The organism is Plastoroseomonas arctica (genome assembly GCF_018128965.1).
Classification (GTDB): Bacteria; Pseudomonadota; Alphaproteobacteria; order Acetobacterales; family Acetobacteraceae; genus Plastoroseomonas; species Plastoroseomonas arctica.
The window spans coordinates 55,478-67,623 of sequence record NZ_JAAEDH010000015.1; the positions used below are offsets into that span (position 1 = coordinate 55,478).

A 12,146-nucleotide genomic window follows, 5' to 3' on the forward strand; every position below is an offset into this window, starting at 1 on the left:
TGTCGCTGCGCCCTGGTAACGGCCGCTGATCACGGAGGTTTCAACGGGGGAGGTTTTTCGCGGGGCGGTCTGGCGCAGCGGAACCCTCATCGTCCCGTCACATGAGTGCAACCTAAACCGCCTAGCACGCGAGGCATGTTCACCCTCGCGCAGATCTCCGACACCCATCTGGGCGCCCATACGCCTCTGTTCCGGGCCAATTTCGCCCGGGTCGCCGGGCAAATGGTGGCACGCGTGCCGGACGTGATCGTGGCCACCGGCGATGTCTCGCTCGATGGCGCGGACCGCGAGGCGGATCTCGAATACGCCGCGCGCAGCTTCGCACGGCTGCCGCGGCCGGTCCTCGCCGTGCCGGGCAACCATGATGTCGGCGACCACCCGGACCGCGCACCGCGCCAGCCGTTTTCAACCGAGCGGCTGGAGCGGTTCGAGCGGCATTTCGGCCCGGCGCGGTGGATGGCCGACCGGGAGGGTTGGCGGCTGCTGGGGTTGAATTCGCAGGTCGCCGGCACCGGGCATCCAGAGGAGGCGGCGCAGGCGGGGTTCATTGCAGAAGCGCTGGCGACGCTGGGCGAGCGGCGCCTCGCCGTATTCCTGCACAAGCCGATCTTCACGACCACGCCGGAGGATCCGCTGTTCGACTACTGGTCGGTGCCGCCCTTCGCGCGCGCGCCCTTCCTGCCCTTGCTGGCGCATCCGGCGTTGCGGCTGGTGGCCTCGGGGCATCTTCACCTGCACCATGAGGCGACGCGCGGCGGGGTGCGCCTCGCCTGGGCGCCGGCGGTGTCCTTCGTCGTGGCCGAGGATGAGCAACCGGGGCTGCCGGGCGCGCGCCCCTGCGGCTACCTGCTGCACCGCTTCGGTGCGGACGCCGTCACGACGGAGCTGGTGTGTCCGGACGGGATGGAGCAGCCCTTCATCCACGACGTCCGCGCCGAGGCCTATCCGGACTCCGCGCTGCTGGCGGCCGCCCCCGATGCGGGCTGAGGGCGGACGCGCCATCCTCATCGAGGGCGTTGAGAAGGCGTTCGGCGCGACGCGGGTGCTGAAGGGCGTGAGCCTGACGCTGCGGCAGGGCGAGTTCATGGCCCTCGTCGGCCCCTCGGGGTGCGGCAAGACCACGCTGCTGCGCATCGTCGCGGGGCTGGAGAGTGCCGATGCCGGGCGCGTGGTGATCGGCGGGCGCGATGTGACGCGGGCGCGACCGGCGGATCGGGACATCGCCATGGTGTTCCAGAACTACGCGCTCTACCCGCATCTGACGGTGGCGCAGAACCTCGCCGTGCCGCTGGCGATGCGGCGGCTATCGGCGCTGGAGCGGTTGCCGCTTGTCCATCGCCTGGTTCCCGGCAATGCCGCACGACGGCGCGCGATCGCTGCGCGGGTCGGCGAGGCGGCGGCGATGCTGCGCATCGCCCACCTGCTGGATCGCCGCCCGGGGCAACTTTCGGGCGGGCAGCGGCAGCGGGTCGCGCTCGGACGCGCTCTTGTGCGCGAGCCGGCGGCGTTCCTGATGGATGAGCCGCTGTCCAATCTCGACGCCGAGCTACGCGCGGGCACGCGGCAGGAGATTGTCGACCTGCATCGCCGCGCCGGCGTGACAACGATCTACGTCACCCATGACCAGGTCGAGGCGATGACCATGGCCGACCGCGTGGCGGTGATGATGGAAGGCGAGGTGCTGCAGCTCGGCACCCCGCGCGAGGTCTATGACGACCCCTGCGACATCCGCGTGGCCGGTTTCCTGGGCAGCCCGCGCATCAACGCGCTGCCGGGCATCGCGACGGAGAACGGCGTGTCGCTCGGCACCCTGGCGCTCCCGCTTCGCGCCGCTGCGGCACCGGGTTCGGCGGTGACGATCGGGCTGCGTCCCGAGGCGATCCGCGTTGCGCCACTCGGCCTCGCCTGCCGGGTCGAGCATCTGGAATATCTCGGCGCAGAGACTTTGCTGCATGCGCGGCTGGAGGCGCCCGAGGCGCGCATCGTCGCGCGGCTGCCGGTCGCGGCTGGCGAGGGGCTTTCCCGCGGCGACGCGGTCCGGCTCGGTGCCGATTGGGAACGCGCGCTGGTGTTCGGCGCGGATGGCAAGCGCCTCGCGTTGCACCAGGCGGCGCGCATCGATGCCTGAGGCGCTGGCCCTGTCGGCGCCGCGCCGCGCCACTGCCGTCCTCGGCGAGGCGAGCGCGGCCTGGTTCCTCGTTGCCCCCGCCGGCATCGCGCTGTTCCTGCTGCTGCTCGGGCCGAGTGCCGCGCTGCTGGCGCTGTCCTTCAGCGATTGGGAACTTGGCGCACCGACGCTGGCCTGGATCGGCTTCGAGAACTACGCCGAGCTGGCAACGGACCCCGTGTTCCGCGCGGCACTGTCGAACACGCTGGTCTATGTCCGCGTGGTGATGCCGGCTTCCATCGGGTTGGGCCTGGGCGTCGCGCTGCTGATCGAATCCGGTACCCGCCTGCGGGCCTTCTTCCGCGCGGTGTATTTCCTGCCCGTCGTCTCGCTGCTCGTCGCTATGGCGACGGCCTGGCAGTACCTGCTGCACCCGACCATCGGGCCGGTGAACAAGCTGCTCGCGATGGTCGGCATCGCGCCGGTCAACTGGCTGGGCTCGTCGGACTGGGTGATGGTCTCGCTGTGTATGATCGGGGTCTGGGAGAACCTGGGCTTCGTGGTCGTTCTGTTCCTCGCCGGGCTCACCGCAATCCCCGCGGACCTCTACGCGGCGGCCGAGACCGATGGCGCCCGATCGGGGCTGGACCGGTTCCGCCTGGTGACATGGCCGCTGCTCGGGCCGACGACGCTGTTCGTCGTGACCATCACCGCGATCCGGTGCCTGCGCGTGTTCGACACGGTGGCCGCACTCACGCGCGGCGGTCCCAACAACGCCTCCGAGGTGCTGCTGCACATGATGTACCGGGAGGGTTTCTCGTATTTCCGCATCGGCTATTCGGCGGCGATCACCGTGGTGTTCCTGGTGATCGTGCTGGCGTTGATGCTGGTGCAGACGCGCCTGCTGGACCGTCAGGTGCATTACGGATGAGGACCGCGCGAACACTCGTCGAAGACACCCCTCGCCTGGCGCTGCTCAGCCTCGGCGCCTGCATCATGCTGGCGCCCTACGTGTGGATGTTCTTCGCCTCGCTCAAGCCGGGCAGCGAGGTGTTCCGCGACAGCCTCACCCTATGGCCCGAGACCTTCTATGCGGTCGAGAACTACACCAAGGCGCTGACCGCCGTGCCGCTCGCGCGCTTCCTGCTGAACGGCGTGCTGGTGTGTTCGCTGATCCTGGTGTTCCAGATCGCCTTTGCGGTCCCCGCGGCCTATGCACTTGCAAAACTCCGCTGGCGTGGGCGGGAATGGGCCTTTGGGCTGGTGATGCTCGGACTGCTGATCCCGTATCATGTGCCGGCGCTGCCGCTTTATGTCGGTGCGGCTCGGCTCGGCCTGCTCGACAGCTTTACCGCGCTGGTGGTGCCCTTCTCCATCTCGGTGTTCGGCATCTTCCTGTTCCGCCAGGCCTTCCGCGCGCTGCCCGACGAGCTGATGCAGGCCGCGCGCATCGACGGCATGGGCGAGTTCTCCATCGTCTGGCGCGTGGTGATGCCGAATGCCTGGCCAGCGGCGACGGCCTTCGCCACCTTCTCGATCGTGGCGCATTGGAACGACCTGTTCTGGCCGCTGATCATCGTGCAGTCGCCGCAGATGGCGACGCCGGCGCTCGGCGTGTTGTTCTTCCGCGCCGAGGAGGCCGGCAACGACGTGGGCGCGCTGATGGCCGCGGCCGTGCTGGTCACCGCGCCGATGATCGCCCTGTTCCTGCTCGCCCAGCGCCACTTCATCCGCGGCATCGCCACCGCGGGTCTCAAGGGCTGATGCCCACCCCCATGATGGAGAACACCATGAACTTGCTGTCTCGTCGCGCAGCCCTTGCCGCGCCTCTCGCCCTTGCCATGCCCGCCATCGCCCGCGCGCAGGCGGCCGAGGTGGTGGTCCACTACCCCATGCCGGCCTTCTTCAAGGATGTGATGGAGAAGATCGCCGAGGAGTTCCAGGCGGCCAATCCGGGCATCACCGTGCGCCACCTGGCACCCTCGCCGAGCTACGAGGACGCCGTGCAGCAGGTGCTGCGCCAGGGTGTCGCCGGCGGCCTTCCCGATGTGAGCTTCCAGGGCCTCAACCGCCTGCGCATGCTGGTGGAGCGACGCCTCCCGGTGGACCTCGCGCCGTTCCTCGCCGCGGAGGGCGACCTCGCGGCCAAGGGCTGGACACCCAACCTGCTCGGCCTCGGCCATGCGCAGGGCACGCAGGCGGGGATGGCCTTCGCGTCGTCCAACCCGGTCGTCTACTACAATCTGAACCTGGTCCGCCGCGCCGGCGGCGACGTGGAAAACCTGCCCACCGACTGGAACACGCTGCTGGGCCTCGCGGGACGGATCGCGGCCCTGGGCGATGGCAATTCCTCGATGCACTACCGCTGGGCCGGCGATGACTGGATGTTCTCTGCGCTGCTCTACGGCCATGGCGGCCGCATGCTCACCGAGGATGAGCGCGAGGTCGCATTCAACGGCGCCGAAGGCCGTGCCTCGATGGTGCTGATCGACCGCATGGTGAAGGAAGGGCGGATGCCGGCCTTCACCGTCGATGCCGCGCTGCAGGCCTTCTACGCCGGCAAGATGGGCATCTTCTCCGGCACCACGGCCTATATCGGGTCGATGCTGCGTTCGATCGGGCGCGATGTGGAGCTCCGTACGGCGAAGATGCCGGTGATCGATGCCGAGAAGGGCCGCCTGCCCACCGGCGGCAATGCGGGCGTGATCCTGACGCGGGAAGCGGCGCGCCACGCCGCGGCTTGGAAATACCTCACCTTCGCGACCGGCCCGCGCGGGCAGGAGATCATGACGCGCGGGACCGGCTACGTGCCCTGCAACACCGTCGCGGCGTCGGATGAGCGCTACCTCGGCGGCTTCTACCGGGAGAACCCGCTCTACGCGCCGGCGATGCAGCAGATGCCGATCGCGCAGCCCTGGTACGCCTTTCCCGGCACCAATGGCGTGCGTATCACCGAGACCATCGTCAACAACATCGCCCGCGTGGTCGAAGGCAATGCGACGCCCGACGTGGCGCTGGCGGAGATGGCCACTGGCGTGCGGCGGCTGCTGCCGCGCTGAGGCCGGCGCGCGCCGGACGTCCGTCCGGCGCGCCCGTGTGTCGGGGTGATACATGAATGTGCTGGCGTTGCGCGGGGCGACCTGCGCAGCGTGATGGATTCCACATTCCAAGAAATGAAAACCCGCCATGCCGATGCGCCTGTACAATGCGTCCACCAAGCACGTGACCAGCAATCTCTGGCTCTGGATCGGCATCACCTCCGCCCTGATGCTGGCGATCGGGCTGCTCGACACGCAGATGCCGCGCGGCCAGGGTCTCGGCAACTGGGTGGCGCTCGTCGGCGCGGTCCTGGGCATCCTGCTGATGCTGAAGAGCGAAGCCGAGATGCCGGCGCGGGTGATGGTGGACCCGAGCCAGCTCTAGACGTCTCGGCACAACGGCGCGGCGGGCTTGGCCCGACCGCCGCGTGGTTTTACGCTGCCGAGCCGGCCATCGGCTGCTCGGCAGGCGTGAGATCCGTGCGACCCGGCTTTCGTCCTCATGACGCGGCTTCGGTTGCATGCAAGGGGGTAAGAGGCGTCATGAATGAACGCATCACATTGTTCGGCAGCTTCACCTCCAGCTCCAGTTTCAAGGTCATGCTGTACCTGACGCTCGCGCGGGTGCCGTTTTCCTTCCGAACGGTCAACCTGAAGACGGGTGCGCAGAACACGCCCGAGTACCAGGCGGTCAATCGCTACGGGAAGGTCCCGGCCGTGCAGCACCGCGGGCTCACGATCGTCCAGTCCAATGTCTGCCTCAGCTATCTCGCCAGCACGACCGGCCATTTTGAAGGCAGGACCGAGCAGGATCGCTGGGCCGCGCGCGAATGGCTGGACTGGGAGGCGGACCGGATCAGCAACATCGCCAAGGTTCGGCACTACAGCCGTTTCCGCTCGGTGGACCCGGCCGTGATGGATTACTTCCGCCCGCTGGCGACCGATGCCCTCGACTTCGTCAACAAGGCGCTGGAGGGCCGTGAATGGCTCGTCGGCGACGCGCCGACCATCGCCGATATCGGGTGCTGGGGCCGCATGGTGTTCATGGCCGAGGGCGGGCTGGAGATCGAAAACTGGCCCAACGTCGCCGCCTGGTCGCGCCGCATCCAGGCAATGCCGGGCTATGCCTACCCTTACGACCTGGTGCCGAAGAACGATCGTGAGATCGATCCGGCGGACGCCGCGGTGCCCTGAACATCATGCCGTAGGTCGAATGGGGGGAGGCAAGAAGCATGCAGGATCATCGATTGCCGCGACGCGCGCTCGGCGCACTCGCCGCTTCCCTGATGGCAGCGCCGCGTCCCTCCGCGTCGCAGCAATCGGACTGGCCGCGCCGGCCGATCCGCCTGATCTGTGGCTTTCCCCCCGGCGGTCTCACCGACATCATCGCCCGCTTCACAGCGCAGGGCCTGGGTGCCGCCTGGGGACAGACGGTGGTCGTGGACAATCGCTCCGGCGCCGGCGGCACCATCGCGACCGACGCGGTCGCGCGCGCCGCACCCGATGGCTACACGCTGTTCTTCGCCACGCTGTCCCTCGTCTCCAACCCGCCGATGTTCGTCTCGCTGCCCTATGATGTGGAGCGCAGCTTCACCGCGCTGGGCGGCATCGCGATCTCCCCCAACGTACTGGCCTGCAACGCCGCCATGCCCTGGCGCACGCTGGGCGACTTTGTCACAGCCGCGAAGGCGGCGCCGGGCACGATCGCCTATTCGACGAGCGGCATCGGCAGCAACGGGCATTACGGCGGCGCGCTGCTCAACATGACGGCCGGGATCGAACTGTCGCACGTGCCTTATCGCGGCGCGGCGCCGGCGACCCAGGATGCGATCTCCGGCACGGTGCCGCTGACCTTCAACACGCTGGGCACCGTGCTGGGCGCCATCCGCGCCGGCCAGCTTCGGGCGCTCGCGGTCGCAGGCCCCGGGCGCAACGTGGATCTGCCGGAGATCCCGACCTTCACCGAGGCCGGCTACGACCTGCCCGACACCTCGGTCTGGTACGGGTTGGTGGGCCCCGCCGGCCTGCCCGCGGCACTGGCCCGGCGCATCGAAAGTGATGTCGTGGCGCTGCAGCGCCAACCGGAGATGCGCGAGCGCCTGCAATCCCAGGGTTCCGAAACCCTCGCGCTGGATGCGGCCGGCCTCGCCGCGCGCATCCGCGAGGAGCTGCCGCGCTGGCGACGCGTCGCGCAGGCGGTCGGCATCCGTCCGGAATAGGGGCGCGGGTGGCTCAGCCCTCGCGGGTAACGGCGGGCGCGGCCTGGCCGACCTGGGTCTGGATGATGGTGATGGCGTCCGGGCTCTGCAGGCTGCCATTGTCGGTGCGGATGCCGGCCTGGGCGGGTGCCGCGGCGGCGAGGAGGAGCAGGGCGACGGCGGCGATGGCGATCTGGCGCATGGTCGGTGTCCTTGTGGTGCCGCGAGCGGCGGTGGCTTGCTGATGGAGGCTTTATGCGCCTCGCCGGTCGCGGGATGATCGCGCCGGGCCGCGCGGATGGTCGCGTATGTCGCGCCGCTTCGCTCCATCGACGCCGTGCTTGGCGGCGCTTTCCTGGCGCGATGATGCTGCTGCGCGCTGTCCTGATCCTCCTCTGCGTCTCCAGCCCGGCCTGGTCTCAGGCGATCACCGCCTTCTGCGCCGGTGGCGTCACGGGCGGTGGCGGCGGCATGCGCGCGGAGCGTGACGGGCGCATCGTGCAGTTGCGGCGCGACCGCCTGAAGCCATCGATCGAGACCGAGCTCGGACGCGATGCGGCCGCCGTCGCCGCCTGGAACGCGGCACTCGACCGCGCGGCCTTCGACACCTTGCGGCTGCACGCGCCGGGCAACATCACCTGTTCACTGCGGCGCGGTTCGCGTGCGATCGCGTGGTCGCTGGAACCGCCCGCCAGCCTTGCCGCCGAAATCCGCACGGTGTTTCGAGAGTTGCGGAGCTGGCGCCCGCCCTCGAGGTCGGGCGACAAGACGGGTTCGACGCCGCGGCCTTAGTGACCCGGCAGGGCAGGTCCAGGTCCCGCTCCCGGCGCGGCTTGGGCCTGATGGGCGCGTGTTCCTTCGGCGGATGGCAAGAGCCTGGGGGTCGCGACCCTCTCAGGTCAGCAGCAGCGCCATGCCGGGATCGCCCTTCGCCATGGCGCGCTGGTAGGCCGGGCGGGCGGCCATGCGCTGGATGTAGGCCAGGATGTTCGGATAGGGCGCCAGGTCGACCGGCATGAAGAAGCGCATCGTGGTCAGGCTGAACACGGTCATGATGTCGGCGATGGTGAACTGCGTGCCCGCCAGGTACGCGACTGCTCCGAGCCGCGCCTCGATCAGCCCCAGAGTGCGCCCCAGGCGTTCGCGCATCGCCTGGACCATCGGGTGGGTGTCGCCGAGCTCGAGGCGACGCAGGATCATGTTGCGGCCCATCGAGGGCTGCAGCGATCCATTCGCGAAATGCAGCCAGTACAGGTAGGCGGCGAAATCGGGATTCTCCGGCCCCAGGGTCAGCCGGCCACTGCCATGCTTGGCGACGATGTAGTCGATGATCGCGCCCGATTCCGCCAAGACCAGATCGCCTTCGGTGATGACAGGCGCGGAGCCGATCGGGTGGAGCGCCTTGAGATCGGGCGGCGAGAGCATCGTCACCGGGTCGCGGGTGTAATGCTTGAGCGCGTAGTCGATCCCGAGTTCCTCGCAGAGCCAGACGATCCGCTCGGATTGCGATCGGCCGAGATGGTGGACGGTCAACATGGCGGCGCCTCCTCCGGCCTGGTTCCAGCCCCGATTTTAGCACGGCCGCATCAGGCGCGGCGTGGCACTTCGTGACCCGCCGATGAGCCAGGTAACGACATGGCAGGGGATCGCTTGGCGACCTACCCGACGTGCCGCAACGCCGATACGCTGATGCCCTGAGGTAAGGCACCGCATGCTGAGACAATTCGCCCAATTCTATCGGCCCCATATGCGCCTGGTCTGGCTCGACTTCGGCTGCGCCGCGCTGTCGGGCATGCTCGAGCTCGGCTTTCCCATGGCCGTCAGGGGCTTCATCGACCACCTGCTGCCGCAGCAGGACATGCAGCTCATCACGCTGGCCGTGCTCGGCCTGCTGAGCGTCTATCTGCTCAACGGCGCGCTGATGGCGGTGGTGACGTATTGGGGCCACGTGCTCGGCATCGCGATCGAGACGGAGCTGCGGCGCCAGGCCTTCGACCATCTGATGCGTCTCTCGCACCGCTTCTACGACAATGAGAAAACCGGCCATCTGGTCGGCCGCGTCACCAAGAACCTGGAGGATATCGGCGAGGTCGCGCATCACGGGCCGGAGGACCTGCTGATCGCGGTGCTCACCTTCCTCGGCGCCTTCGCGCTGATGGTGGTTGTGAGCCCGCCGCTGGCCATGCTGACCGCGATCATCGTGCCGTGCATCGGCTGGATCGTGGCCCATTACGGCGGCCGGATGACGCAGAACTGGCAGGCGCAGTTCCGCGGCGTCGGCGCCTTCAATGCGCGCATTGAGGAAGCGGTCGGCGGCATTCGCGTGGTGAAGGCCTTCGCCAACGAGGCGCATGAGAAACGGCTCTTCGCGGCGGACAACGAGAAATATCGCACGACGAAGCTCGACGCCTATCGCATCATGGCGGCGAGCATGACGCTGAACTACCTCGGCATGCGCCTCATGCAGCTGATCGTCATGCTGGCCGGCGCCTGGCTGATCGTGCGGGGCGGGCTCTCGACCGGCGATTTCGTGGCGTTTCTGCTGCTGGTCGGCGTGTTCTACCGGCCGCTGGAGAAGATCAACGCCGTCATCGAGACCTATCCGCGCGGCATCGCCGGCTTCCGCAGCTACCTCACGCTGATCGGCGAGGTGCCCGACATCGCGGACCGGCCCGGTGCCGTGGTCGCGAAGCCCTTCCGCGGCGACCTGCGCTTCGAGGGCGTGAGCTTCGGCTACACGCCGGAGCGCCAGGTGCTGCGCGACATCGACCTGATCGTGCCGGCCGGGCAGACGGTCGCGCTGGTGGGGCCGTCGGGGGCCGGAAAGACGACGCTGTGCGCGCTGCTGCCGCGCTTCTACGACGTGCAGGCGGGCCGCATCACCATCGACGGGATCGACATCCGCGACGTCACGCTCGCCTCCCTGCGCGGGCAGATCGGCATCGTGCAGCAGGACGTGTTCCTGTTCGCCGGTTCCATCCGCGACAACATCGCCTATGGCAGGCTCGGCGCGACCGATGCGGAGATCCTGATCGCCGCTTCGCGCGCCCGGCTTGAGGCGGTGATCGCGGAGCTGCCGAACGGGCTGGACACGCTGATCGGGGAGCGCGGCGTCAAGCTCTCGGGCGGGCAGAAGCAGCGCCTCGCCATCGCGCGCATCTTCCTGATGAACCCGCCGATCCTGATCCTGGACGAGGCGACCTCGGCGCTCGACACCGCGACCGAACAGGCCATCCAGCAATCCCTTGCCGAGCTGGCAGAGGGCCGCACGACCCTGGTCATCGCCCATCGCCTGGCGACGATCCGCAATGCCGACCGCATTCTCGTGGTCACCGACCAGGGCATCATCGAGCAGGGGTCGCATGGCGACCTGCTGGCCGCGCGGGGTACCTACCGGGCCCTTCACGATGCGCAATTCGCCGAGGCACCGACGGCCTGAGCCTTGGGGACCGTGGCGACTCCCTGCGCCGGCTACGCCAGTCGACGATCGAGCCAGTCGCGGAAGCGGTACCAGGTCCCGATCGCCGGCAGGAACCACGGCGTGCCGGAGTAGAACGGCCGGGTCGGAAAATTCCGCCCGTCGAAGGCGGGCACCTTGTTGGCGTTGCCGAGGATCTTCTTGCCGATCTCCGCGCCGAGATAGGACAGGATGGCGACGCCCGATCCGTTGCACCCCAGCGCGTAGTGCAGGCCCTTCTCGGTCTGGCCCATATGCGGAAGATGGTCGAAGGCAAAGGCGACATTGCCCGTCCAGGCGTGGGTGACGCGCACGCCCTTCAGCTGCGGCCAGCGGTCCAGCATCATCGCATGCAGCAGGGGTGCGGACACCTCCGGTGAGACCTGCGTAAAGCGGGCGCGGCCGCCGAAGATCACCCGCGTGCCGTCGGGCGACATCCGGTAGTAGCACAGTACGCGCCGGCTATCGGCGAGTGTTCGCTTCTTGGGGATCAGGCTGGCGGCGAGCGCCGGGTCGAGGACCTCCGTCGCGATGATGTGGGACGCAACCGGGATCAGCCGCCGCTTCAGGTCCGGCGTCAGCCCGCCGGTGTAGCCGTTGGTGGCGATCACCACTTCCCGCGCCTCGATCGGCCCGCGGTTGGTCTCGACCCGCCAGCCGTCGGCGAGCCTGGTGAGCGCCCCGGCACGGGTTTGGCCGAGCAGGGTGGCGCCATGCCGCCGCGCCGCATCCATCAGCCCGCGGTGATACAGCGCCGGGTGAATCTTGCTGGTGCGGTTGATGACCATGCCGCCGTAGTAGTAGTCCGATGCCATCTCCTCCCGCTGCTGATCGCGCGGGACCATGTGGGCATCGGCCTCGGCGACATCATTGAGCATCGCGATGCGGCCGGACATGCCGGCATAATGCTTGGGCGTGAACGCGCCGATGAAGCGGCCGGTGCGCTCGTAGAAGCAGGCGATGTTCTCGCGCGCGACGATGGATTCGATATGCGTCAGGCTCTCGGCGGCATCGCCGATCATCGCCGCAATGATGGCGTCCGCGCCGCCGGCGGAGCGGCCCTTGGCGCCGGACAGGCCCTTGCCGATGCTGTTGCCGCCCGAAACGCCGCCGCCATTGCGTGTCGAGGCGCCGCAGCCCAGCGCCTCCGCCTCCAGCACCACGGCGTGGGCGCCGCCGCGGCCGAGCTCGATGGCGCAGTTCAGGCCGGTGAGGCCGCCGCCGATGATGACGACATCGGCGCGCGCCGGCAGGTCAGCGGGCGCGTCGTTGCTCATGTCGATCGCGTCCCACCAATAGGGGCGAGACTTGAAATCGGGATGGAAGATCGCGGGATCCATGGCAGT

The 12,146-nt window shown here is 68.7% G+C and carries 13 protein-coding genes; 10 read left to right on the plus strand and 3 right to left on the minus strand.

All coding sequences use genetic code 11. The features are described 5' to 3' along the window. Positions 1-135: 135 nt before the first annotated feature. The 8 genes from GXW79_RS13725 (at position 136) to GXW79_RS13760 (ending at position 7,364) form a co-directional block, all read left to right on the plus strand. Positions 136-987 (plus strand): metallophosphoesterase family protein, encoded by an 852-nt coding sequence (locus GXW79_RS13725; protein ID WP_211874971.1) that lies wholly within the window; start codon positions 136-138, stop codon positions 985-987. After that, positions 977-2,128: an ABC transporter ATP-binding protein gene (locus tag GXW79_RS13730; protein ID WP_211874972.1), complete on the plus strand. Its 1,152-nt coding sequence runs from the start codon at positions 977-979 to the stop codon at positions 2,126-2,128. The genes GXW79_RS13725 and GXW79_RS13730 overlap by 11 nt, the downstream gene beginning before the upstream one ends. Then, a complete protein-coding gene (locus tag GXW79_RS13735) occupies positions 2,121-3,038 on the plus strand; it encodes a carbohydrate ABC transporter permease (RefSeq protein WP_211874973.1) in 918 nt (305 codons plus the stop codon). Before GXW79_RS13730 ends, GXW79_RS13735 begins: the two co-directional genes overlap by 8 nt. Continuing rightward, positions 3,035-3,871, plus strand: a complete 837-nt coding sequence (locus GXW79_RS13740; RefSeq protein WP_211874974.1) for a carbohydrate ABC transporter permease — start codon at positions 3,035-3,037, stop codon at positions 3,869-3,871. The genes GXW79_RS13735 and GXW79_RS13740 overlap by 4 nt, the downstream gene beginning before the upstream one ends. Before the next feature lie 26 nt (positions 3,872-3,897). Beyond that, a complete protein-coding gene (locus tag GXW79_RS13745; RefSeq protein WP_211874975.1) occupies positions 3,898-5,166 on the plus strand; it encodes an ABC transporter substrate-binding protein in 1,269 nt (422 codons plus the stop codon). Positions 5,167-5,293: 127 nt separating this feature from the next. Continuing rightward, on the plus strand, positions 5,294-5,530 hold the full coding sequence (locus GXW79_RS13750) for a hypothetical protein (protein ID WP_211874976.1): 237 nt from the start codon (positions 5,294-5,296) through the stop codon (positions 5,528-5,530). A 158-nt stretch (positions 5,531-5,688) separates the two neighbouring features. Then, a complete protein-coding gene (locus GXW79_RS13755; protein ID WP_211874977.1) occupies positions 5,689-6,339 on the plus strand; it encodes a glutathione S-transferase family protein in 651 nt (216 codons plus the stop codon). 38 nt (positions 6,340-6,377) lie between these two features. Next, a complete protein-coding gene (locus GXW79_RS13760) occupies positions 6,378-7,364 on the plus strand; it encodes a Bug family tripartite tricarboxylate transporter substrate binding protein (protein ID WP_211874978.1) in 987 nt (328 codons plus the stop codon). Between the two features lie 13 nt (positions 7,365-7,377). On the opposite strand, the gene GXW79_RS13765 is transcribed toward GXW79_RS13760, so the two are convergent. Next, positions 7,378-7,545, minus strand: coding sequence for a hypothetical protein (locus GXW79_RS13765; RefSeq protein ID WP_211874979.1), 168 nt, complete (start codon positions 7,543-7,545; stop codon positions 7,378-7,380). 164 nt (positions 7,546-7,709) lie between these two features. Here GXW79_RS13765 and GXW79_RS13770 point away from each other — a divergent pair, with 164 nt between their 5' ends. Beyond that, the gene (locus GXW79_RS13770; protein WP_211874980.1) at positions 7,710-8,135 is read left to right on the plus strand and encodes a hypothetical protein; all 426 of its coding nucleotides are present in this window, start codon (positions 7,710-7,712) and stop codon (positions 8,133-8,135) included. 102 nt (positions 8,136-8,237) lie between these two features. Here GXW79_RS13770 and GXW79_RS13775 read toward each other — a convergent pair whose 3' ends face one another. After that, positions 8,238-8,879 carry a glutathione S-transferase family protein gene (locus GXW79_RS13775; protein ID WP_211874981.1) on the minus strand — a complete coding sequence of 214 codons (642 nt, stop codon included), beginning with the start codon at positions 8,877-8,879 and terminating at the stop codon, positions 8,238-8,240. Positions 8,880-9,054: 175 nt separating this feature from the next. Between GXW79_RS13775 and GXW79_RS13780 the strand changes: the two genes are divergently transcribed. Beyond that, positions 9,055-10,782: an ABC transporter ATP-binding protein gene (locus tag GXW79_RS13780; protein ID WP_211874982.1), complete on the plus strand. Its 1,728-nt coding sequence runs from the start codon at positions 9,055-9,057 to the stop codon at positions 10,780-10,782. A 32-nt stretch (positions 10,783-10,814) separates the two neighbouring features. On the opposite strand, the gene GXW79_RS13785 is transcribed toward GXW79_RS13780, so the two are convergent. After that, on the minus strand, positions 10,815-12,140 hold the full coding sequence (locus GXW79_RS13785) for an NAD(P)/FAD-dependent oxidoreductase (protein ID WP_211874983.1): 1,326 nt from the start codon (positions 12,138-12,140) through the stop codon (positions 10,815-10,817). Positions 12,141-12,146 lie beyond the last annotated feature (6 nt).

What these genes read in the sequence shown, in the direction of transcription:
- GXW79_RS13770 (WP_211874980.1), top strand. Translation starts at nt 7,710, where the DNA reads ATGCTGCTGCGCGCTGTCCTGATCCTCCTCTGCGTCTCCAGCCCGGCC.
- GXW79_RS13765 (WP_211874979.1), bottom strand. Translation starts at nt 7,545, where the DNA reads ATGCGCCAGATCGCCATCGCCGCCGTCGCCCTGCTCCTCCTCGCCGCC.
- GXW79_RS13775 (WP_211874981.1), bottom strand. Translation starts at nt 8,879, where the DNA reads ATGTTGACCGTCCACCATCTCGGCCGATCGCAATCCGAGCGGATCGTC.
- GXW79_RS13735 (WP_211874973.1), top strand. Translation starts at nt 2,121, where the DNA reads ATGCCTGAGGCGCTGGCCCTGTCGGCGCCGCGCCGCGCCACTGCCGTC.
- GXW79_RS13725 (WP_211874971.1), top strand. Translation starts at nt 136, where the DNA reads ATGTTCACCCTCGCGCAGATCTCCGACACCCATCTGGGCGCCCATACG.
- GXW79_RS13755 (WP_211874977.1), top strand. Translation starts at nt 5,689, where the DNA reads ATGAATGAACGCATCACATTGTTCGGCAGCTTCACCTCCAGCTCCAGT.
- GXW79_RS13785 (WP_211874983.1), bottom strand. Translation starts at nt 12,140, where the DNA reads ATGGATCCCGCGATCTTCCATCCCGATTTCAAGTCTCGCCCCTATTGG.
- GXW79_RS13780 (WP_211874982.1), top strand. Translation starts at nt 9,055, where the DNA reads ATGCTGAGACAATTCGCCCAATTCTATCGGCCCCATATGCGCCTGGTC.
- GXW79_RS13740 (WP_211874974.1), top strand. Translation starts at nt 3,035, where the DNA reads ATGAGGACCGCGCGAACACTCGTCGAAGACACCCCTCGCCTGGCGCTG.
- GXW79_RS13745 (WP_211874975.1), top strand. Translation starts at nt 3,898, where the DNA reads ATGAACTTGCTGTCTCGTCGCGCAGCCCTTGCCGCGCCTCTCGCCCTT.
- GXW79_RS13750 (WP_211874976.1), top strand. Translation starts at nt 5,294, where the DNA reads ATGCCGATGCGCCTGTACAATGCGTCCACCAAGCACGTGACCAGCAAT.
- GXW79_RS13760 (WP_211874978.1), top strand. Translation starts at nt 6,378, where the DNA reads ATGCAGGATCATCGATTGCCGCGACGCGCGCTCGGCGCACTCGCCGCT.
- GXW79_RS13730 (WP_211874972.1), top strand. Translation starts at nt 977, where the DNA reads ATGCGGGCTGAGGGCGGACGCGCCATCCTCATCGAGGGCGTTGAGAAG.